This is a genomic window from Achromobacter sp. JUb104, assembly GCF_024806975.1.
Classification (GTDB): Bacteria; Pseudomonadota; Gammaproteobacteria; order Burkholderiales; family Burkholderiaceae_B; genus Achromobacter; species Achromobacter spanius.
Genome location: NZ_JANUEY010000001.1, coordinates 1,251,087 through 1,272,831, shown reverse-complemented (window position 1 = coordinate 1,272,831; position 21,745 = coordinate 1,251,087). Strand labels below are relative to the sequence as shown.

At 63.0% G+C, this 21,745-nt stretch carries 18 protein-coding genes; 9 read left to right on the top strand and 9 right to left on the bottom strand.

Going from position 1 to position 21,745, the window contains the following annotated elements; translation table 11 throughout:
- Positions 1–86: 86 nt before the first annotated feature.
- A complete protein-coding gene (locus M2361_RS05885) occupies positions 87–968 on the top strand; it encodes a PhzF family phenazine biosynthesis protein (RefSeq protein ID WP_259246910.1) in 882 nt (293 codons plus the stop codon).
- Positions 969–1,111: 143 nt separating this feature from the next.
- Here the strand turns inward: M2361_RS05885 and M2361_RS05880 are convergent, their stop codons facing one another.
- Positions 1,112–1,993 carry a LysR substrate-binding domain-containing protein gene (locus M2361_RS05880; RefSeq protein WP_259246908.1) on the bottom strand — a complete coding sequence of 294 codons (882 nt, stop codon included), beginning with the start codon at positions 1,991–1,993 and terminating at the stop codon, positions 1,112–1,114.
- Between the two features lie 114 nt (positions 1,994–2,107).
- On the opposite strand from M2361_RS05880, the gene phnD reads away from it, so the two are divergent.
- Genes phnD through phnX form a run of 5 tightly spaced genes read left to right on the top strand, consistent with a single transcriptional unit; the run spans position 2,108 to position 6,641 of the window.
- A complete protein-coding gene (gene phnD / locus M2361_RS05875; RefSeq protein ID WP_259246906.1) occupies positions 2,108–2,998 on the top strand; it encodes a phosphonate ABC transporter substrate-binding protein in 891 nt (296 codons plus the stop codon).
- Positions 2,995–3,804 (top strand): phosphonate ABC transporter ATP-binding protein, encoded by an 810-nt coding sequence (phnC, locus tag M2361_RS05870; RefSeq protein ID WP_259246895.1) that lies wholly within the window; start codon positions 2,995–2,997, stop codon positions 3,802–3,804. Before phnD ends, phnC begins: the two co-directional genes overlap by 4 nt.
- Before the next feature lies 1 nt (position 3,805).
- On the top strand, positions 3,806–4,624 hold the full coding sequence (gene phnE / locus M2361_RS05865) for a phosphonate ABC transporter, permease protein PhnE (RefSeq protein WP_259246893.1): 819 nt from the start codon (positions 3,806–3,808) through the stop codon (positions 4,622–4,624).
- A gap of 26 nt (positions 4,625–4,650) precedes the next feature.
- Positions 4,651–5,742, top strand: coding sequence for an iron-containing alcohol dehydrogenase PsrA (gene psrA / locus M2361_RS05860; protein ID WP_259246891.1), 1,092 nt, complete (start codon positions 4,651–4,653; stop codon positions 5,740–5,742).
- A gap of 59 nt (positions 5,743–5,801) precedes the next feature.
- Entirely contained in the window at positions 5,802–6,641 is an 840-nt protein-coding gene (gene phnX, locus M2361_RS05855) for a phosphonoacetaldehyde hydrolase (RefSeq protein ID WP_259246889.1), read from the top strand.
- A 91-nt stretch (positions 6,642–6,732) separates the two neighbouring features.
- Here phnX and M2361_RS05850 read toward each other — a convergent pair whose 3' ends face one another.
- Positions 6,733–7,617: a LysR substrate-binding domain-containing protein gene (locus tag M2361_RS05850; protein WP_259246887.1), complete on the bottom strand. Its 885-nt coding sequence runs from the start codon at positions 7,615–7,617 to the stop codon at positions 6,733–6,735.
- Between the two features lie 63 nt (positions 7,618–7,680).
- Positions 7,681–9,825: a phosphocholine-specific phospholipase C gene (locus tag M2361_RS05845; protein WP_259246885.1), complete on the bottom strand. Its 2,145-nt coding sequence runs from the start codon at positions 9,823–9,825 to the stop codon at positions 7,681–7,683.
- On the opposite strand from M2361_RS05845, the gene M2361_RS05840 reads away from it, so the two are divergent.
- Entirely contained in the window at positions 9,815–10,186 is a 372-nt protein-coding gene (locus M2361_RS05840) for a hypothetical protein (RefSeq protein WP_259246879.1), read from the top strand. The genes M2361_RS05845 and M2361_RS05840 overlap by 11 nt on opposite strands.
- Here the strand turns inward: M2361_RS05840 and M2361_RS05835 are convergent.
- From M2361_RS05835 to M2361_RS05810, 6 genes are all read right to left on the bottom strand, one after another.
- Positions 10,176–12,392: an alkaline phosphatase family protein gene (locus M2361_RS05835; RefSeq protein WP_259246878.1), complete on the bottom strand. Its 2,217-nt coding sequence runs from the start codon at positions 12,390–12,392 to the stop codon at positions 10,176–10,178. The two genes, M2361_RS05840 and M2361_RS05835, sit on opposite strands and share 11 nt — an antisense overlap.
- A 184-nt stretch (positions 12,393–12,576) precedes the next feature.
- Positions 12,577–14,322, bottom strand: a complete 1,746-nt coding sequence (locus tag M2361_RS05830) for a SulP family inorganic anion transporter (protein WP_259246872.1) — start codon at positions 14,320–14,322, stop codon at positions 12,577–12,579.
- A 63-nt stretch (positions 14,323–14,385) separates the two neighbouring features.
- The gene (aspT, locus tag M2361_RS05825) at positions 14,386–16,077 is read right to left on the bottom strand and encodes an aspartate-alanine antiporter (protein ID WP_259246865.1); all 1,692 of its coding nucleotides are present in this window, start codon (positions 16,075–16,077) and stop codon (positions 14,386–14,388) included.
- Positions 16,078–16,144: 67 nt separating this feature from the next.
- On the bottom strand, positions 16,145–17,560 hold the full coding sequence (locus tag M2361_RS05820) for a TolC family protein (RefSeq protein WP_259246860.1): 1,416 nt from the start codon (positions 17,558–17,560) through the stop codon (positions 16,145–16,147).
- An 11-nt stretch (positions 17,561–17,571) separates the two neighbouring features.
- Positions 17,572–18,582: an HlyD family secretion protein gene (locus M2361_RS05815; protein ID WP_259246859.1), complete on the bottom strand. Its 1,011-nt coding sequence runs from the start codon at positions 18,580–18,582 to the stop codon at positions 17,572–17,574.
- Positions 18,583–18,726: 144 nt separating this feature from the next.
- A complete protein-coding gene (locus M2361_RS05810; RefSeq protein WP_259246858.1) occupies positions 18,727–19,137 on the bottom strand; it encodes a DUF3302 domain-containing protein in 411 nt (136 codons plus the stop codon).
- 300 nt (positions 19,138–19,437) lie between these two features.
- On the opposite strand from M2361_RS05810, the gene M2361_RS05805 reads away from it, so the two are divergent.
- Complete coding sequence (locus tag M2361_RS05805) at positions 19,438–20,355, top strand: helix-turn-helix domain-containing protein (protein ID WP_259246857.1); 918 nt, start codon at positions 19,438–19,440, stop codon at positions 20,353–20,355.
- A 153-nt stretch (positions 20,356–20,508) separates the two neighbouring features.
- Positions 20,509–21,357 (top strand): polyphosphate kinase 2, encoded by an 849-nt coding sequence (gene ppk2, locus M2361_RS05800; protein WP_259246856.1) that lies wholly within the window; start codon positions 20,509–20,511, stop codon positions 21,355–21,357.
- The last annotated feature ends 388 nt before the right edge of the window (positions 21,358–21,745 follow it).

Genomic DNA, 21,745 nt, shown 5'->3' with positions numbered 1-21,745 from the left:
CAAAAAACCACAACGGCAGTCCGTGCGCGTCAGCCCGTCGACATCTATGATGATTTTTTGCAACCGGCCCCTCAAGGGAGACACCCATGCCCTCGGTACCATTCAAACAAGTTGATGTGTTCACCAACGTTCCGTACCAGGGCAACCCGGTCGCGGTCGTTCTTGACGCGGAAGGTCTCAGCGACGAGCAGATGCAACGCATTGCCAACTGGACGAACCTGTCGGAGACAACGTTCGTACTGCCCGCCACGCAAGCCAATGCCGATTACCGCGTCCGCATCTTCACGCCCCATTCCGAGCTTCCCTTCGCGGGACACCCCACGCTTGGCACCGCGCACGCGCTGCTGGAAGCCGGGAAAATCGCCCCAAAAGACGGCGCGCTTACCCAAGAGTGCGCGGCAGGCTTGATCCCACTGACCGTGACGGAATCTGACGCGGCCAGCCCGGTGATTGCATTCACCCTGCCGCAACCCAAACTGGTGGCGTTAACCGGCGAACAGATCATCGAGCTGGAAGCGATTTTGGGTATGCCGGTGCGGCGCGATCCCGCTCCCAAGTTCATCGATGTGGGGCCGGTCTGGACGATTGCGCAACTGGACAGCGCGGCCTCGGTACTGGCGTTGCGTCCGGACTTCGCGCGCATGGCCGCGTTTGACAAGCGCAATGCAGCGACCGGGGTCGTGGTCTTTGGGCCGCATGACAAGGGGTCGCTCACCGCGATTGAAGTGCGCGCATTTGCCCCAAGCATCGGTGTCAACGAAGACCCGGTGTGCGGCAGCGGCAACGGTTCCGTCGCCGCGTTTATTCGGGATGCCGGGCAGATCCAGACCTTTGGCAATCGCTTTCTCAGCGCCCAGGGTGCTGCCGTGGGCCGGGCGGGAAACATCGCGGTGACCTTCGACGGTGTAGACGTCATCCGCATCGGCGGTCAGTCGGTCACGTGCGTGGACGGAAGCATTGCGGTTTAGGTCATGCCACATCCACGACGATTTTTCCGCGCGCGCTTGCGTTGGTGATCGCGTCGTAGGCCGCTTCCGCTGACCGCCAACAATGGTGTCAGACTGCAATTTCGCGGCAAAATTGCCTGCCGTCAGCAAAGAACCGGCGTGCGTCACAGTCGGCGCGGCGCATCTCGCACCGTCAGCGCCTGCTCAAAAAACGAAGACAGCAAGCGGCTTTCACGGCGCTCTTGCAGGCAATACAGATAGGTCTCGGTGCGCACCGGGTCTCCTTCAATGCGTATGGCGCGAAACCGGGCATCGGGGATGAACTCTGCCTCTGACACCGTGCCCAGTCCCAAGCCCCGCGCGACCGCTTCGCGCAAGGCCTCGCGGCTGCCGATTTCCATGACGGGGCGCGGCCGCACGCCGGCTTGCTCCAGGGCGGCCTCCAGCGCCGCGCGCGTGGTGGAACCGGCCTCCCGTTGCAACAAGGGCGCATCCTGCAAGGCGGACAAGGGCACGCTGTCGAATCGCGCCAGCGGATGCGACACCGGTGCAAACAGGATGACGGCATGGCTGGCGTAATGCTCTGAGCTCAGGCCCGGCTCATCACGCGCGCCGGCCAGCACCGCAATGTCGGTCACGTAGTTCTCCAGGTCAGCCAGGACTTCCGCTGAGTTCCCCACCCGTATCGACAGCTCCACGCCCGGATACAGCCGGTGGTAGGCATCCACCATTTCAATCACATGAAACGGCCCGACCGCGCCGATGCGCAATTTTCCGGTGTTGAGCTTGCCCGCGTCGTGCAGCAGGTTGAAGGCATCCAGCTCCAGCGCGCCCAATTGCTGGGCCACGGGCAACAGCGCCATGCCGACCTGCGTCAGTTGCGCGCCGCGTCCACGCCGATAAAACAGTTCCACCTCGTGCTGCTTTTCCAGCGCCTGGACTTGGGTGGTCACCGTGGGTTGCGCCAAACCCAGCGCACGGGCGCCCGCGCTGAAACTACCGTGACGCGCGACGGCCAGGAAGGCGCGCAGGCGGGCAACCGACATATAGATTCCATCTATGGATGACTGATGAACGGCATGCTAAATCGATAATATGAAGGACATGTGACACCCCCAAACTTCCTGGCATTCCTCCTCCACTACACCAGGATGCCTGCCATGAAGTCCCCCATTCGTAGTACCGCCCGCCGTTCCTTCACCGCCGCCGCCGCGGCGATCACGCTTTGCGTGCTGGGCGCCGCCACCGCGCACGCGGCGCAAGACACGCTCACCATTGGCCTGATCCCCGCCGAAGATTCGCAGGCCATGATCGAATCCAGCAAGCAGGTGATCGAGCAGTTGCAGCAACAGACCGGCATGAAGGTAAAGCCGTTCGTGGCCACCGACTACAACGGCATCATCGAAGCGCTGCGCGCCAAGAAGCTGGACGTGGCGTATCTGGGCCCCTTCTCGTATGTGCTGGCGGCCTCGGTCGCGGATGTCGAGGCCTTCGCGGTTGCCGTGACCAAGAAATCCGGCAAGAGCGCCTACAAGAGCTTGATCGTGGTGCGGAAAGACAGTGGCATCACCAGCGTGGAAGGCTTGAAGGGCCACACCTTTGCCTTTGTGGACCCCAGCTCGACGTCCGGCCATCTTTTCCCGAAGTCCGGCTTGGAGCAAGCCGGTTACGACCCCGCCAAGCTGTTCTCGCGCGTGGTGTTCTCGGGTTCGCATGATGCCAGCCTGCTGGCCGTGGCCAACAAGAAAGTCGATGCTGCCGCCGTTGCCGACCGCATTTACGCCAACGCCATCGCCAAGGGCCAGTTGCGCCCGGACGAGTTGAGCGTGGTGTGGCAGTCCAGCGACATCCCCGAATCGCCGATGGTGTGGCGCAAGGATCTGGACCCCGCCCTCAAGGAAAAGGTGGCGCGCGCGCTGGCCAACATCAAGGACGTGCCGTGGGGCGACCAAGGCATGCTGAACGGATTCCAGCCCACCAACGACGCGGCCTACAACGTGGTTCGCGACACCGCCAAGGTGCTGAAGCTGGACCTGCGGAGCATGAAATGATCCAACTGCGCGGCCTGACCAAGCGCTACGGCGCGAACGAAGTGCTGCGCGGCGTGGATCTGCAAGCGGGCGCCGGCGAGTTTCTGGTGATACTCGGCCAATCCGGCGCCGGCAAGTCCACGCTGTTGCGGTGCATGAACCGCCTGGTGCACGCCGATGCGGGCGACATGACCGTGGCCGGCATCAACGCCATGGCCGACCGTGACACCCGGGCGCTGCGGCGCCAGGTGGCCATGATCTTCCAGCACCATGATGTTGTGCCGCGCCTGTCGGTATTGCGCAATGTGCTGACCGGCCGGCTGGGCGCCGTGCCGGTGCTGACGTCGGTGTTGCAGCTATTCAGCCGCGCCGACGTTGCACTGGCGCAAGAATGCCTGGTGCGTGTTGACCTGGCGCACAAGGCCCAGGCCCGCACGGACTCCTTGTCGGGCGGCCAGCGCCAGCGCGTGGGCATCGCGCGTGCGCTGGCGCAACGGCCGCGCGTGATTCTGGCCGACGAACCCGTTGCCAGCCTGGACCCGAAGACCGCACGGCTGGTGATGCGTTATCTGCACGACGCCACGCGCGAGCTCGGCATCACCGTGGTCTGCAACTTGCACCAGGTCGATTACGCACGCGAATTTGCCGATCGAATCGTGGGGCTGGCGCACGGCCGCGTGGTCTACGACGGCCTGCCCGGCGCCATGCAGGAAGCCGACCTGGCTCGGATCTATCCGGGCGCGGAACCCTCGGGCGACGCAACCACTACCGGCATCGACGCACAGTTTGACGCCGAACCGCTGCAAGCCGCGCCCAAGGGAGCCTGAAATGGACGACAAGAAATACATGTGGGTGGCGCCGTTGCCGACCAGCTTGAAGGGCTGGGCCTGGGTGGCGGCGGCGGTAGCGTTGACGATGGCCGCGCTGCAATGGAGCGCCCAGGGCGCGCAACTGAGCGCCTCTGAGCTTGCCGCGGGTATCCCGCAGATTGCGGACTTTCTTAGCAGGACCTTTCCGCCCGACTGGCGCATTCTGGATTCGCTGGTGGCCCCGGCCATCGAGACCGTGCAGATCGCCATCTGGGGAACCTTGCTGGGTGTGCTGGGCGCGCTGCCCGTGTCGTTTCTGGCCGCGCGCAATCTGCACGTCAATCCATGGTTGTATCGCGCCACGCGCCAGACTCTGAATGTGATCCGCAGCATCAACGAACTGATCTTGGCGCTGGTGTTCGTCGCGGCCGTGGGCCTGGGACCTTTTCCTGGCGTGCTGGCGCTGGCCCTGCATGGGGTAGGCATGCTGGGCAAGTTCTTTGCCGAGAGCATCGAGGAAATCGACGAAGGTCCGCTGGAAGCACTGCGTGCCACCGGCGCCAGGCCGTTGCAGGTGATTGTGTTTGGCGTACTGCCGCAAGTGATCACGGCATGGATCGCGGTGATTCTGTACCGCTTTGAAGTCAACCTGCGTTCCGCCACGGTGCTGGGCATGGTTGGCGCCGGCGGGCTGGGCTTTGAACTGGTCAGCAGCCTGAAACTTTTCAAGTACCAGGAAACGGCAACCTGCATCGTGGTCATCACCGTGATGGTGATCGTGGCCGACATGATTTCCAACCGCCTGCGCGCTGCTATTCGCGAGAACGGGCGCGGTTGAATCCACTACATTTATCAGAGACTGACATGTGGCATTTTCATAATCCCGTTGGCATAGACGCCGGCGAGGGTGCGCTTGCGCGCTTGCCGCAACGGCTGGGCAAGCGGCGCGCAATCCTGATCGCCTTTCCGGAAGCGCGCCAACTGGGCTTGTGCGACCAGATCCAGGCGATGCTGGGTGAACAACTGGTGGCGATCGAAACCGATGTGCAGCCCAATCCGGACGTAGCCTGGTTGGCGCCGATGTATGAACGCCTGTGGCGCGAACACCCCGACGTGGAATGCATCATCGCCCTGGGCGGCGGCAGCGTCATCGACTGCGCCAAGGCCATGCTGACCCGCACGCCATCGGGCACTTTCGACGAGCTGCTGGCCTGCCTGTCCGGCGACGCGGCCATGACCAGCCCGCCGGACCGCGTCCGCGCCTTGATTGCGTTGCCGACCACGGCGGGCACCGGTAGCGAAGTCACCCCCTGGGCCACGCTATGGGATCAGCAGCAAGGCCGCAAGTACTCGCTGCATCTGCCCTGGACCTGGCCGGAAGCAGCCTTGATCGACCCCTCGCTGATGCTCAGCCTGCCGCCAGGCACGACCCTGGCAAGCGGCCTGGACGCGCTGTCCCATGCGCTGGAATCGCTATGGAACATCCATCGCAATCCGGTGTCGGCCAGCCTTGCGGTGTCGGCCGCGCGCCAGGTGCTGGCTGCCCTGCCCTTGCTGATGCGGGATCCGTCCAGCAAGGTCTTGCGCTCGCGCGTGGCCGTGGCCGCCGCGCTGGCGGGCGTCGCGTTCTCCAACACCAAGACCGCATTGGCGCATTCGCTTTCTTACGGATTGACGCTGGAACATGGCATTCCGCATGGCATTGCATGCTCTTTCAGCTTGCCTCGCGTCATGCAAATGGCGTTTGGCGTGGACCCGGAACTGGACGCGCTGCTGTTGTCAGTATTCGACGCGCGCGACGCCGAGCATGCTGTGTCTGTCCTGACGGCGTTCCTTGAGGATCTGGGCGTCAGCACGGACCCCGCCTCTTATGGCGTGGCCCCGGAACAGTGGGACGAGCGCGTGGCCGACGCCTTGCTGGGCCCGCGCGGCCAGAATTTCGTCGGCGCGCGATGAGCCGCGCCGCCTCGCCCTTCGCCGACTTCGGCACTACAACAACTCTCAGGCTGTTAAACATGAATCAGGCTTCCCCCTTCCCGGGCGAACAACTTCCCAAGATCGAAGCAGTCATTTTTGATTGGGCCGGCACCCTGGTGGACTTCGGTTCCCTGGCGCCCACGCAGATCTTCGTCGATGCTTTCGCCACCTTTGGCATGTCGATCACGCTTGAACAAGCGCGGGGCCCCATGGGCTTGTCCAAGCGCGATCACATCCGCACGCTGCTTGCCGAACCCGGCATTCAGGCGGCTTGGGTCCAAGCGTTCGGGCGTGGCTGGTCCGACGAGGACATCGACGCGATTTATCAGCGCTTCATGCCGATGCAGATCGAGAAGGTTGCCGCGTACTCGCAACCGATTCCGGGCGCCGTGCAGGTGCTGCAAACCCTGCGCGAACAAGGCGTCAAGATCGGCTCTTGCTCGGGATATCCGCGCCAGGTGCTGGACGTGCTGCTGCCGCACGCGGCGGCCGCCGGCCTTGCGCCTGACTGCGTGATCGCCGGTGACGAACTCGCCGCGGGCGGCAGGCCCGGCCCCTACATGGCCCTGGCCAACGTGCTGGCCTTGGGCGCGCAAGATGTGCGCCGCTGCATCAAGGTGGATGACACCACGCCGGGCATCGAGGAAGGTCGCAACGCCGGCATGTGGTGCGTGGGCCTGACGCTGTCCGGCAATGAAGTGGGCTACTCACAAGCGGAACTGGCCGCCGCCGATCCCGCCGACGTAGAAGCCCGCGTCGCACGCGCCGCCAGCCGCCTGACGCAGGCCGGCGCGCATTACGTGATCGACAGCGTGGCTGATCTGCCTGGTGTCATTGAGCAGATTCAGGAACGACTGGCGCGCGGCGACACGCCCTGATCCCAGGCCAGTCGCTGACGCCAACAGCAAAGGCTCCGGCGGGATTCACATTCCGCCGGAGCCATCTTTTTCGTAGCGCTGCCCTTCCCCATCAAGCAACCTCCACGCCCGCCGCGCCGCAGCGCTGGATGGCATCGAAGAATGATGAAATCAGGCGGCTATCCCGACGCTCGCGCAGGCAGCAAACGTGGATATGCGTCGACACCACGTCGCCTTCAATACGCACCGGCCGCAAGCGCGGGTCCGGCACATATTCCGATTCGGATACCGTTCCCACGCCCAAGCCGCGCACGACCGCCTCGCGCAGCGCCTCGCGGCTGCCGATTTCCATTGCCACCTCCACCGACACATCGTGCTGCCGCAGCGCATCTTCCAGCGCCTTGCGCGTGGTGGAACCCGGTTCGCGCATCAACAAGGGCTGCGCCGAGAGCTCCTGCAACGCAATGGATTCGCGGTGGGCGAAGGGATGGTCCACCCGCACAAACGCAATGACCGGATAGCGCGCATAAGGCTGCATGTAGTAGCGGTCTTCCGGATAGCGGCTGGCCACCACGCCCACGTCGCACACGTATTTGTCCAGGTCATCCAGCACCACTTCGGAATTGCCCAGCGTGATGGAAAGCGAGATGCGCGGATAGACGGCGTGATAGGCCTCGATCATTTCCGTGACATGGTAAGGACCTACCGCGCCCACCTTCAGCGCTCCGCGTTGCAGCTTGCCGCTATCGTCCAGCATCAGCCGCATATCGCCTTCCAGCGACACCATGCGACGCGCCAGCGGCAGCATTTCCAGGCCTAGCGCGGACAGTTCCACGCGCCGGCCCCGGCGGTGGAACAGTTCGGCACCGTACTCCCGTTCGATCATCTGAATCTGGGAATTCAGCGTGGTGTGGCTCATGCCCAGGACACGGGCGGCTGCCGTAAAGCCGCCGTGCTGGGCCACCATGATGAATGCGCGTATCTGATTAAGCGTCACGGCGTATCTCTGCTGACCATTGATGTTTGCGATGGCCGCAATGATGCCGCACGCACATGACGCTTACGCGACCCCCATGACCGGGTCGCTGGTACTGTCCTGGCCGGTTTCCATGCGGCCGGCAAAGCGGCGTTCAAAGTCGTTGCCCATCGTGACGGTGAAGTCATACCAGTTGTTCGCCGCCTCGACCGACCAGCGCGGCTCAACCTGCATGCCCGGGTCTACGGTGTAGGTCCAGGGGCCGTCCGTGCGATAGGCGTTGGCGGTCACCGTCACCGTCGCGGGCGCCGTGCCCATGTTCATGATGGTCAACGACACCGCGCGGCCGCGCTCGTCATAGCAAACGCGCACCTCGGGGTTCGGCCCACTGGCCAGCGCACTGATGTCACCCTTGAAGCGGCGGTGGTATCCATTGGGACCCAACACCCACAGGCTGTACTGGCCCGCGTTGTCGGCGGTGGCCTGCCAGGCGTCCGAGATCATCTTGCGACCTTCCACCGTGTAACGCCGAGGGAAGCGTGCCAGGTTGAGTTCGTCGTACACATGGAACACCGTGCCTTGCGCGCCGGTATTGCTGAACGTCAGCCAGACCTGTCCGCCGCTGACATCCACGTTGGCGCTGGTGTGCAGGTGATAGGGCAAGGCGCGCGACGGACGCACCAGCAACGCCTGCGTGGGCAAGGGCTCCGTGCCCACGTCCGGCACCGGCACGCTGCCCGAGGCGACTTGCTGGGCCAGCGTCGCATCGGCCTCGGCACGGGTCGGCGCCGGTATCAGCAAGGGCTTCGCGGTATTGGGATCCTTGAAGTTGAAACACGACATCAAATCACCGAAGACGGCGCGGCGCCACGGGCTGATGTTCGGCTCGGCCACCCCAAACCGTTGTTCCAGGAAACGCAGCACCGACGTGTGATCGAACTGCTGCGAGTTGACCCAACCGCCCACGCTCCACGGCGAAATCACCAGCGTTGGCAACCGCGGCCCCGCTCCAAACGGCCTGCCGTCGGGCGTGACCTTGCTGGTGTCTCCCGGCGGCGCGGGCATGGTGTAGTACTCGTTCTCGATGTCCACCGTTGACTTCCCGGCCTGCGTGCCGTCGGCGGCACGCCAGGGCGGCGCGGGCGGCGGCATGTGGTCAAAGAAGCAATCGTTTTCGTCGTAGTTCAGGATCAGGACGGTCTTGCTCCACACATCCGGGTTCGCGGTAAGGGTATCCAGCAGCTTCTGCACGTACCATGCGCCCTGCCCCGGCACCGACATGCTGGGATGTTCGCTATAAGGCCCGGGCGCAACAATCCAACTTACCTGCGGCAGCGTTCCCATCGCGATGTCGTCCGCAATGGCTTGCAGGTATCCGCCATCGGGCATGGTGTTGCCGAACCCCTTGTACAGCGGCGACAGGGCCTCCATGGTGGGCGTGTACGGCGCGGACGGAGAACCGGACGCCGCCAGCCGTTCATTGACTGCGCGATATGCGGCAAACGCCACCAGCTGGTTGTTATTGCTGTTGTTGCCCGGCGTGTTGTAGACCTTCCAGGTGACCCCGGCGGCTTGCAAGCGTTCCGGATACGTCATCCAGTCCAGGCCATCTTGCGAGGGGCCCAGGCCGCCCCAGTTGGCGTTGGTGACGCAGGCGTGACCACTGACGTTTGCGCCGTTGGTGCCGCTCCACAGGAACATGCGGTTCGTGAAGGTGCCGGTGTTGATGGCGGTGTGATAGGCGTCGCAGATGGTGAAGGCGTTCGCCAACGACCAATGAAACGACAAATCAGATTGCTGCAAATACCCCATGGCAACCTTGGTGTTCTTGGCGCGCGGCCATGCCGCCATTCGCCCGCCATCCCAGGCCGCCTGCTGATCCGCCCAGTTATGCGCGCCGCCCACGCGCAACGCGTTGCCCTTGGTGGCATCCAGGTAATAGGGTTGCACCGTGCCCGACGTGCCCTGTTGTATCCAGACTGACTCGCCCGACGCCATGGGAATGGTGAAGCGGTCGCTGAACCCACGGACGCCGGGCATGGTGCCGTAGTAGTGGTCAAACGACCGGTTTTCCTGCATCAGAATAATGACGTGCTCAACATCGTTGATCGTGCCCGTGGCGTTGTTGGCCGGAATGGCGAGCGCGCGCTGGATGGCCGGTGGAAACGGTCCAAGCGCGGCGGTCGCGGCGGCGGCGCGCAAGAAATTGCGGCGGTTCATGAAAGTCATGGTGATCGGTATCCGTTCGATAGATGATTGCGGCGGCGCGCGGGCGCCGCCGCCATGTGCTCAAGGCGCGCAGTCCAGCGTCGAATTCAAGGCGGGGGGCTGCGTCGCATCGGTCCCGCCATCGGGGCAGGCGCCGGCGGATGGCGGCGCCACAATCGGCGTCTGTGCGACAGCCGAGCCATCGCTCGCCTGGGCAGTCGGGGATGGCGTCTCGCTGTCCGCCTCATCATCGCCGCCGCATCCCGCCACCAATGCGCACGCCATCGTGGCAGCAAGCGCGGCCTTCAGCGCCGATGCGCGTGCGCCCAAGCCGAAAAGCCGAGTCAGGGAGGTTTTCATCGTTCTTTCCCTCACTGCGTGATCAACGTCGACACGGGCTTGTTTGACAGGAAGATGGATTGCAGCTCGCCATCGGTCAGTACCCGGTTCCACATCGCCAGGTCACCAAACATCTGTTGATAGGGAGGCGCAGTGGTGCATTGCCCGACGGTATAAGGCGGCTTGGCGCCACACTTGTTCATCAGGTAGGCACCGGTGCCATCGTCGCCGATGCCCCATTGCGGGTAGGCGGACAACTTGGACAGATCCACGGCGCCGGTCGATTTGCCCGTCGCCACGCGGTTGATCGCACCCGTCACGGAATCAAACACCACCATGTTCATGGTCTTGGCGACCCCGTCGACCGAGAACGCGATGTAGATCCAGCGGCCCACCGTGACCTGCGTGTAGGGGCTGGTGGGGCCGTCCGCGCGCACGCCGCCCGAACCAATGTTGAAAGCGATGCCGCACTGGTTCCCCGAACTTGAGAACATGCCGATCGCCACCCCCGCATTGCCACCACTCACGTAGTTCTTGTTCGCCAAGATCGTGACGTTGCTGCGCGGCACGCATTGGTCCGCCTTGAACCAGAACCCGATGGTGAACTGCGGCGCCGTGCCCTTGGACACATCAAAGCCGTCGGCAGGAGTCAGGCGATAGCCTTCCAGCCCGTTGACCGTGACGAAGTTGGTATCGACCAACAGGCCGTTGGTGCCGGCAAACGGCCCCGGCACCACCAGGCCAGCCGAAGCAGGCAAGTCGCTGGAAGCCGGACCCATCGTGCTGTTGCCCTGCGCATCCACGGGCGGCAGCGTCGCACTGAAGGGGTAGTACGACACCAGGCCATTCAGCAAGGTGGGCTCCAATGGCACAGGCGGCGTATACGTGAGCGGCGGGCTGGTAATGGCGCGCGATGCGGCAGCGTCACCTTCGCCGGCCTGGACGGTGTAGGAAAACTGATAGGTTCCCTTAGCCGTCAGATCCGCCGTCAGTTGATTGTCGATATACGTTGTCGTCCCCGCCGGCAGGCGGGACGCAATGACGCGGCCATCGCGCAGCACGTCGATGGTGCGGTCTGACGGCGCCGTCCATGTCAGCACCACATTGACTGACGCCGAGTTGTTGTCCGCCACCTTGGCCGACAGGTTCGTGACCGGCTGCGGCCCCAACAGCCTGGCGCCATCCAGCGCGTACTGTGCCGTGTCGGGCAAGGCATCCAGATAGGCCAGCACCGTGGGCGCGACATCCGCGATGCTGGCGTAGCCATACAGGTCCGCCAGCGCCGTGGGCACCGGCGCGCCAACGCCTTGCATGCCGTTGTTCGCGCCTTGGTTCAAGCCAATGAAAGTGGCCGATTCGGGCACCAGCGGCAGCCCGTCGTCCTGGCTGTTGTCGCTAAGCCCATGGTTGCCCGTCACAACCACCAGCCATTGGCTGTCCTTGGCCTTGGCCGCTTCATCAAGCATGGCCCCTACCGCCTGGTCCAGCTTGGTCAACGTGGCCGCGTAATTTGGCGAATTCACGCCATAGTTCAGCGCGGCGTCCTTGGCGGAACGGAACTGCGCAACCACCGTGCGATACCCGCTGCCGATCATCTGCACGGCCTGGCCAGACACGCAGTCCAGCGTGGCGGCATTGGTGGAACAGTCGGCCATGGTATCCAGATAGCCCGCGTCGTGGTCCGCCACCAGCAATTGCGCCAACTCGGCCGAAGCCACGGCCGCGCCGTTCAGGCCCGTGCCCTTGGCCTTCACCTGTTGGAAAAGCGTGGCGCCGCGCAAGGCCTGCACGGGGGCATTGGAGATCACGCCATGCCGGTTGGCCCAGGTGCCGGTCAGCAGCGTGGCCCAACCCGGCATGTCCAGGGTGGGCTGCTGGCTGGGTGTTCCCGCGACGCCGCCGCTGTAAGCCAGTTGCACCTGAAGACGCGCCAGGTTCGGCAGCGTGCCGGTAGCCATGCCGCTTTGCACCGCGCTGTAAATGGCGCTATCCATGTCGATGACCAGCGCATGACGGCTCACGGACGCCACGGGCGGCTGCGGCGTGGTGGGTGTCTCGGGTTGGGTCGGAGCCGAATCCGAATCGTCGTCGCTGCCGCCGCACGCGGTCAGTGCCAGTGACAGCATCGCCGTGGCGGCAAGGCGGCCCCATGCGGCCAGGCGGCGGTCCCTGTGCACTAGCGAGGCGCGCGGTGCCAGATGCGCGTGCGTGCGCGCCAGGGTTGAAGTAGCTGGATGCTCGACTCTCATTTTTCGACGATCTCCGTTTGGGAAAGAATGGTCGAATTTGAGCCGAGCGCGGTTACGCAGTCGCGACGATTTCCTAGGCTCTGATCGTCTTAACTGTCGATTTTTTCGGATGCTCGATCACACAAGCATAGGGCGCGATGCCTGTAGCGCCTTTTCCTGGCTGACTGGATACCTGGGGCCCCCTCTACCCTTCATGCTTGCCCGGCGCCCTTCCCCCGTCCAGATACTCTTCCACCGCACTCTCCACCGTGGGATGAAAGTGCGCGTCACTGAAAACCTCCGCCAATTCAAAGCGCTTGAGCTTGTCTCGCACCGGGTCCTTCATCTCGGCAAAATGCAATTCGGCGCCCTGCTGGGCCAGGTGCTGGCTTAGCTCGCGCAGCATGTCGGCCGACGTCACGTCGACGCTGGTGACGGGTTCTGCCGCTACTACCACGCGCCGCACCGGCGTGGGCGAAGCCTCGACGGCTTGCATCAGCCGTTGCTGGAACAGCTCGGCGTTGGCAAAGAACAGGGGCGCGTCCCAGCGGAACAGCACCAGGCCGTCGATCAGGGCGGCATGGGGGTAGCGCTTCAGGTCGTGGTAGCCGCGCAAGTTCGGCACACGGCCCAGCACGGCAAAATGTGGGCGCCAGCCGTCCCACAGGAATTCGATGACGGCGATGACCACGGCCAGGCCGATGCCGGGAATGGCGCCAAACGCAGCCACGGCGGCAAAGCACAGCATGGATAGCCAGAACTCCCATTGCTGGATGCGATAGATGCGACGCAGGTCCTTGAATTCAAACAAGCCGATGGCGGCGGCGATGACGACGGCGGCCAGCGCGCTGCTGGGCAAGTAGCGCAGCAGGTTCGGCGCCAGCAACAGCAGGACGGCCACGGCAACGGCCCCGACGACGCCGGTAAGCTGCGTGCGCGCGCCGGCCGCCTCGGCCACGGGAGTGCGCGATGCGCTGCTGCTGATGGGAAAGCCCTGGAAGAATCCCGCCGCCAGGTTGGCCATGCCCAAGCCCACCATTTCCTGGTTCGGATCCACGCGCGTGTGCGTGCGTGCGGCATAGGTGCGCGACAACACGCTGGTATCCGCAAACGCGATCAACGCCACGGCGCAGCCGCCCAGCACGATCGTGGCCCAGTCCGCGTTGCTCAGCCACGGCAAGGTGAACGACGGCAGCCCTTGCGGGATCTCGCCCAGCACGCTGACGCCCTGGGCGTCCAGCCTAAAGAAGCTGACCGCCAAGGTGGCCAGAATCACCGCAATCAAAATGCCTGGCACGCGGTCAAAGCGCTTTAACAGCAGGATCATCGCCAAGGTTGCCGCGCCCACGGCGAAGGCGTACCAGTTGGTGTTGCCATCTATCACCGCCTGCGCCAGCAGCCACAGTTCCTGCAACGGGCCGCGGCCGTCGATCGGGATGGCGAATATCTTGGGCAACTGGCTCACCAGCACCGTGAACGCAATGCCGTTCATGTAGCCATAGCGTATGGGCTTGGACAGCAGCTCGGTAATGAAGCCAAGCCGCAGCAGGCCCAGCACAATGCAGAACAGGCCCGCGACGATGGCCATCAGGCTGGCCACGGCCACCGCGCGCATGGGGTCGCCGCCGGACACGCTGAGCACCACCGCCAGAATCGGCGCGGCAAGCGCCGAGTCCGGCCCTAGCACCAGGATTCGGCTGGGGCCGAATATTGCATAGGCCAACAGCGGCACGATAGTGGCGTACAAGCCATAGACGCCGGGCACGCCCGAGGCCTCGGCGTAGGCAATGCCCACGGGCACTAGCATCGCCGTCAGCGCCAGGCCGGCAGCCAGGTCCCTGGGTAGCCAAGCCAATTCATAGGACCTCAGCACCGCCAGCCCCGGCAGCCAGCGCAGCCAGTGCCGGGGCGGGTCGTCGACAGCGGCGGGCGGGGGCAAAGGGGAAGCCATGAAACACCTGGTTGGTCGCAGGCTGGGCGACGGGTAGTTGAAAAGACAACAAGGGGTTGGACGTCAATACATCAGCCAGACGATTACCGTTCCCCACGTGGTGATCAAGATATGCCCGAACGCGACCGTGCCGGAATAGCCGATGACGGCAATGGGGCTCTCGGATTTTTCCTGCACCGCGGCAAGACCGGCCGTCATGGTCTGCACCCCGGCCAGGGCGCCCAGCAATAGCAGCGGTTCAAGACGCAGCACATATCGGCCCACCAGCAAACCAACGAATAGCGGAACCATCGTCACGACGATACCCGCCAGGAATATCGTCAGCCCGACTTCTTGCAGGGCTGCCACAAAAAGCGGGCCGGCCTTCAGCCCGATCATGGCGACGAACCCCGCCAGCCCGATCGACTTCATGAACTCAAGCGCGCCATGCGATATGCGGCCAAACAGCGGCTTGGCCGAATTCCGCCAGCCCACCAACAAACCCAGGATCAATGTGCTCACACTGCTGCCCAACGCAATATGCATGCTGCCTATGGGAAGCACCAGCGATATCCCCACCACCGCGCCGATGAAGATGCCAAAGCCCAGCGCGACAAAATCCGTGGCGTCCGATGCGCGCACCACGCTGCCGACGCGGGCGGCCACCCGCTCAACGGCAGGCTCAAGCCCCACGATGTTCAGCACGTCGCCACGCAGAAGCACCGTGCCCGGGCCTATCGGTATTTCTTGCCCCGCGCGCCGGATATGGCGCAGGAACACGCCGCGCACTTCCTCGGCTTGTTCGGCGATTTGAGCGATCGTCTTCCCGACGAAATCTGCGTTGGACAGCACCACGTCGAACATCGCGCTGGGGATGTCGAGCAGCTCTCGGTCTGCTTCCGCGACCGCGTTGCCCTCCAGAAGTTTGAGTATCACCTCGCTTTTGCCTAAAACAGCGACCACGTCCCCAGCCAGCAGGACTGTCGCGGGTGTGGCCAAGAAGATTGCGCCGTCGCGCCGGACGCGCTCAACAAAGATGCGCTCGGGGGCATGCAGGGATTCGACCCAGGCCACGGTTTGGCCCACGGCGGGGTGATCCGCCTGGATGCGATACGCCCGCAATTCGAATCTGCGCCAGGCAGAGGTCACGCCCGCCTTCTGCCGCTGAATGCCGTACACCTTTTCAAGCCGCGCGCCTTCGGCCTTCAGGTCCACGCCCAACAGTTTTGGCCCCAGGCTGGAACAGAACCAGATGACGCCGAACGTGCCGAAGATGTAGCACAGCGCATCCGCCACGGCGATCTGGCCGATCAGCCGGTCTTGCTCTTCGACACCGATGGGCAGATTTCGGATCGCTTCGCTTCCTGTGCCGATCACAGGCGACTCGGTCAACCCGCCTGATATCAGGCCCACGGCATATCCGAGTTCGAGCTTGAGCAGGGCCGCCAGCCCCCAGGCGGTAAGCAAGCCCGCCACCGGGACAACGACGCCCAGCACCGCCCATCGCCACCCGCCATCCTTCATGCCGCGAAAGAAGCTCGGACCCACGGAATAGCCGATACCGAACATGAACAGCAGGAACAGCACCTGCTTGGCGGTGTCGGACACTGGCACCCGGACGAAGTAACCAATCAACAGGCCCGCAAGCAAGGACCCGGTTACCGGCCCGAAGCCCACCCCGCGAAACTTGAATCCACCCACCCAATAGCCCAACCCGATTGCCAGGAAAACCGCCAGCTCGGGGTAGCGCACCAGCATGTTGCTAAAGTAGTCCATGGCGTTCGCCCCTAGAAAGACGACGTTCTACCTTCTGGAATGTCCCGTGACCGCATCCCCTGGCTCTCTATTCCGGGGAAGCCTCCGCAACAAAATGCCCGCCCAATGCAAGATGCAGATTCACACGCTGAACCAGGCGTTGCGCGCGGATGTGCATCAGGTCACCCTGAACCCGCAACAGATCGCGCTTGCGCTGCAACACATCAAAATCATCGAATTGGCCGATCTGCCGTTGCACGCGCGCCAACTCCAACGCACGGCGGCTCTCGGAATACTGGCGCTGTATCGAGCGCTCGCGCTGCGCCAACTGCTGCTCGCCCGTCAGGCCGTTTTCCACTTCCCCCATTGCCGTCAGGATCGCGCGGGCGTATAGCGCCAAGGCTTCGCGTTGCTGCTCCGTACGCAGCTCCAGCGTGACCTGGCTGCGTCCCCCGTCGAACAGGGGCCAGGACAGCGACGCGCCCACCGGGAAAACCCAGCTTTGCATGCTGGTGGCCAGGCCGGAATAGTCTTTCGTGAAGCGTCCGGCTCCGGCAAATATCGAAATGTTGGGCAAGCGCGCGGCCTTTGCTTCCTCGGCGCCAAAGTACGCCGCCACCAACCGCTCGCGCGCGGCGACCAAGTCAGGCCTGCGGTCCAGCAAGTCCAAAGGCAGGCCGGGTGGCAGCAGTGGCGGCGCATCGGGAATGGTCTCGTTGGCTTCCACGACGCCGGCGGGGTAGCGCCCCAGTATCAGCTCCAATGCCCGCAAGGCCTGGGCGCGCGCCTGTTCGCGCTGGGCTACGACGTCAGCCGCTGCCGCCACCTGTTCCGACCAATACGCCACGTCCATTTCGCTGACCTTGCCGATGCGGCGGCGGTACTGCACCAGCTTGAGCTGCTCGTCGGTAGCGCCTTCAATTTCCTGCGCCAGCGACAGTTGGCCGCTTGCCTCCAGGGCCGCAAGCCAGCTTCGGGCGGTCAAGGCGCCGATGGACTGGCGGGCATAGGCGTAGTCCGCTTCGGCGGAACGATATCCGGCTTCGCCAGACAGCTTCTGCGCCCGCGCCCTGCCCCACAAGTCGATTTCCCAGTTCAACAGAACGGCGTAGCCGTTGGCGGAGAACGCGCTGCCCGGCGTCGGGTCTGATGCGCTCCGCGCACCGACGCCGACGGTGGGCAACAGGTCCGCGCCGGCCAACCTGGCCTGGTGTGCCGCCTGCTGCATCCGGCTGGCCGCCACGCGCAGATCGATGTTGTTGGCCAGCGCTTCATTGATCAACACGGTCAGCGTTCCGCCATCCGCAAAGCCGGCCCATTGCGGCGAGAACGCGGCGGCCGTTGTGCTGGCGGTCCATTGCTCGGGCACGTGCGTGCCGGACATCGCTTGCTCATACAAGGCGGTGTCCTCTGGGCGGTCCAGGTTGGCGCAGCCCGCCATGAAGGCCATGGCGCAGCACACCGTTGCAAGCCTGCGTGGGTCGATCGGGCGGCGCGCTGGCATGGAGGCCCCCGTCAATGAAGCTTAAGGACCAGATAGTCGAGCTTTGCGGAAACGCGGACGATCACCTTGCGCACCATGTGCAGCATCCCCAGGCTGTCTGTGTAGATGGCGGCCCGGCCGCGAGCGCCCATTGCCAGAGCCATGTCTTGCGGCGTTTCAAGGTCAATGCGCACCGCGAACTGCATGGGCGCGGCGGCGTGACCGCCTTCGGAGGTGGTGCCGGGCAGCGCGCCAGATGCCTGGAATTGGCCCTGCGACGTTGCCCAGACAATCGAATCCACCTTGCCTTTGAAGACGTGGCCGGGGACGGTGCGTAGCGACACCTCCACTTCGTTGCCGGGCTTTACCTTTGTGAGTTGATTCTGATCGAAGAAGGCGATCACCTGCTGTGTGGTCTCGACGAACGACATGATGGGGCGTAGCGGTATCGCGGCGGCGTAGGAACCCACACGCGCCTGCAAGTTGATGGCGTACCCATCGGCAGGCGCGTAGAGCGTGGTCTGCGCCAGTTCCCATTTCGCGGTATCCAGTTCGGCCTTGACCTGCGCCACCGCAACCTGGTCGCCGTCCACAACGGCAGATACGTTCAGCCGAACCTTTTGTTCCGCCTCGCGCGCTGCTTCCCAGTTGGCGATCCGCACCTTCAATTCACTTTGAAAACTCTGCACATCGTATTGGCTACCCGCCCCTCGCGCCGCCAGGGCGGTGCTTTGGCGCAAACGCATACGGGTCAATTCCACTTGGGCCAGGGCGGCTGCGGTCATCGATTGCGCCGCCGCGAGGTCGCGGTCCAGCGACTGCTGGGACGCTTGCGCATCGATAAGCTTGGCTTCAAGCTGCCTGACTTTCAGTTGATAAGGCTCGGCGTCCAGGCGCAGCAATACGTCGCCTTTTTTGATCAGCCGATTTCCTTCCACGGGAATTTCCACCACGCGCCCGGTCACCCTGGGGATGATTTCAACCACATAGTTGATCACCCGCGCCTCTGACGATGAGGGCGTGACGACATTGATCGTCAGCACAAGCGCCACCAAGCCGGCCGCGCCCACGGCAACCACGCCAACCTGCGATTGGATATTCCACGGGAGCAGCTTCAGCTTGATGAAGACAAGCCAAACCACCAGCCCATAGACGACGGCAATGAGCTCAAGCATTGCAACCCCTCGTCAACTAGCGGTTTCGGGACCGGGCCGTGCTTCCCGTCGGACTTCCCTTTGTGGACTGTTGTCGCTTCCTGGTTTGTTCGCGGTCGCCGTGTTGTCTTCCGTGGCGCTTATCTCCTGGTAATAGTGATCATGCTTGTCTCGGCCGTAAGCCAGCCGGTACCCCACCGGCTTCGTATACGCCCACAGCCAGGCAAACGGCCACAGCATCCCACCGAAAACCAGGGACATCAGGCACAGCGCCTTGATGGCGTCAGCTTGGGGATGATGCCGTTTCTCGGCGATGACTTCCGGCAGGACGTGGAGCTTCCAGAATATCCAGATGGCCAGTATCGGCACCAGAACGAGCACGAACCAGACGAGCACATCGGCGATCGAGTCTTCCAGATGTGCTGATACGGCGTGTGCCTTCATGGGAATGAGTGTCGTCGCGCTGGTCAAGACGGCGACGAGTCGAGACCGCAATGTCGGAAGAAACATATAGCGCCCCTTTCCCCAATGAAAACGCTGCATTCAGCTCGTCACCGGGGTAGTCTTTTTATCAGGATGCTCATGCAAGGTCCGCGCGGGGTAATTACCGTCGTACCCTTTCATAATCGGCACTGACGGCCGCGAATATCGCGCGAACGTGAATTGCATTGTTGCTACTGACTGCTCGCAAAGTCCATGCTAATTTCGGCAAAATACCGTTAGTTACAGCGCCCAGAGGAAGATATGAATCTTCATCATTTAGAGTCGTTTGATTCGTATGCGCAAGCGATCCTGGCGGCGCATGCCCGGGTATTCCTACTGGGGCCTGGCGGTAACGAATGGCGTATCGGCCATCTTGATGTGTGTGGAATCGACGTTCAACGTGGCGTGGCGCCAGCGCCGAACTTATGCGAAGCGACCGGCCGTCCCACGCATCTGACATTGCTGTTGTCGCAACCGCCTTCAAGTCCAACCTGGTTGAACGGCCTGCCTTTTACTCAGGATTCCGTCGGCATTTTGGCGCCGTCCAGGGGCTACGCCTTTCGGGCGGCGGGGCCCAATGAGTGGATCATGATTGCCCTGCCGCTTGGTTCGGACTTGTTTCTGGGCAGCGGCTTGACGGCACAGACCCTGCGGCGCTGGGCCGACGCGGAAAGCATGCTGCATACCGACTATTTGCAGGTGGCGGCCTTGCGTGATGCCGCCATCACATCCATGGCGCCGTCGTGTCCGCCGGAAATTGGTCGCCGCCTGATCGAGCAGCGCTTGCTTGACCTGATCGCTTCCCGCACCCCGGTTGAAAGGTGCCGGGGACGCCCTTCGATATCCATGTCCAAGCTCTGTGAATCCGCCCTGACGGTTTTTCGCGAGCAAAACGCCACCGCGCATGTCAACGACCTTTGCAAAGCCCTGAGAATCAGCGAACGCAGCTTGCGTGACTTTTTCCTGGCGTGTTTCGGCATGGGCCCGGGGCATTATCTGTGCCTGCGCAAGCTGCATGACGTCTATTTGGATCTTGCTAAAAACCGCGACCCGCGAATGACCGTGGCAGATTGTTTTCTTCAGCATGGGTATGCGTATTCAACGTATGCGGCGGCCCACTACCGCAGATTATTCCTGGAAACGCCGTCCCAGACGCGGCACCGGCTGCATCAGCAATAAAGCCGGGCACGCCCGATTTCGTTCCTTACAGCTTTTCGCCGGAATCATCATGGACGTAAGGCTTTAACTACGTTCACAATCAACGCCGGACGCCCGCACTGGTCACATTGATGCTTCCCATTGGACTCGCACAACGGGTTGAGGAGTGAAATCATGGCTAAGAAAAATATGGCTGAAAAGAACACGGCTAAGAAGCAGGATGCAGAGAAAGACGGCACGCCTGAAAAGCCTGCGTTATCGGGTAAACGATATGAAGAAGAATTGGCGCGGCTTCACGTCGAACTGGTCAAACTTCAGCAATGGGTCGTTCACACGGGCGCCAAGGTGTGCATTCTGTTTGAAGGACGCGATGGCGCCGGAAAAGGGGGCACGATCAAGGCCATTACCCAGCGCGTCAGCCCGCGCGTCTTCCGTGTGATCGCGCTGCCGTCGCCCACGGATCGCGAGAAGACCCAGATGTATATGCAACGGTACCTGCCCCTCTTGCCCGCCGCCGGCGAGATCGTGATTTTTGACCGCAGCTGGTACAACCGCGCCGGGGTGGAACGAGTGCTGGGTTTTTGCACCAAGGAAGAGGCCAAGTCTTTCTTGAAGGCGGTGCCGCTGGTGGAGCGCGCCATCACTGAGTCTGGCGTCATCCTGCTCAAGTACTGGCTGGAAGTCAGCGAGGAAGAACAAACGCGGCGGCTTCAAGCCCGCATCCACGACGAGCGCAAGATCTGGAAGCTATCCAAACTGGATCTGGATTCGTACAGCCATTGGTATGACTATTCTCGTGCGCGCGACGACATGTTCGCGGCAACGGATACGGGTTTGGCTCCCTGGTTTATTGCGGATTCCAATAACAAGAAGCGGGTGCGCTTGAACATCATCAGCCATATCCTGCAGAGCATTCCGTATAAGGCGCTGCCCAGGGCAAAAGTGACGTTGCCAAAGCGGCAAAAGCCGCAAGGCTACCGCGAGCCCACCCACACGATCAGGCAAGTTCCACAGAAGTTCTAGTCAGAGTACTGCGGCGATATGGCCGAAATGGGCGGGGCTCGTCAAGCGGCGCAAGGATAGGAAAACAGAATATTCCTCGGCGCCGGAGCTTAAGCATTGAAGACGCCGACTCAGCCCATGCGTCGCGAGGAATGTTCAGGTGTGTGCGCTGGTCCAGGTTCGCCCCGCTGATCGTGTAGGTAACCAACAGCCCGTTGCAGCCCGGATTCGCCTTCCCATTCAGGCTGTTTACAAGCTTGACGTACTCATTAGGCGGGATTGTCTTCATAGTGGTCATGGCATCTGGCTCCCAGGCACCGCGTGCCTATCCCTGACTGCTTATCTGCATTTTATTGAGCCTGGCCGGATCGTTGCGCGACCCATCCGGTCTGGTGAAGCAAATAGTTGA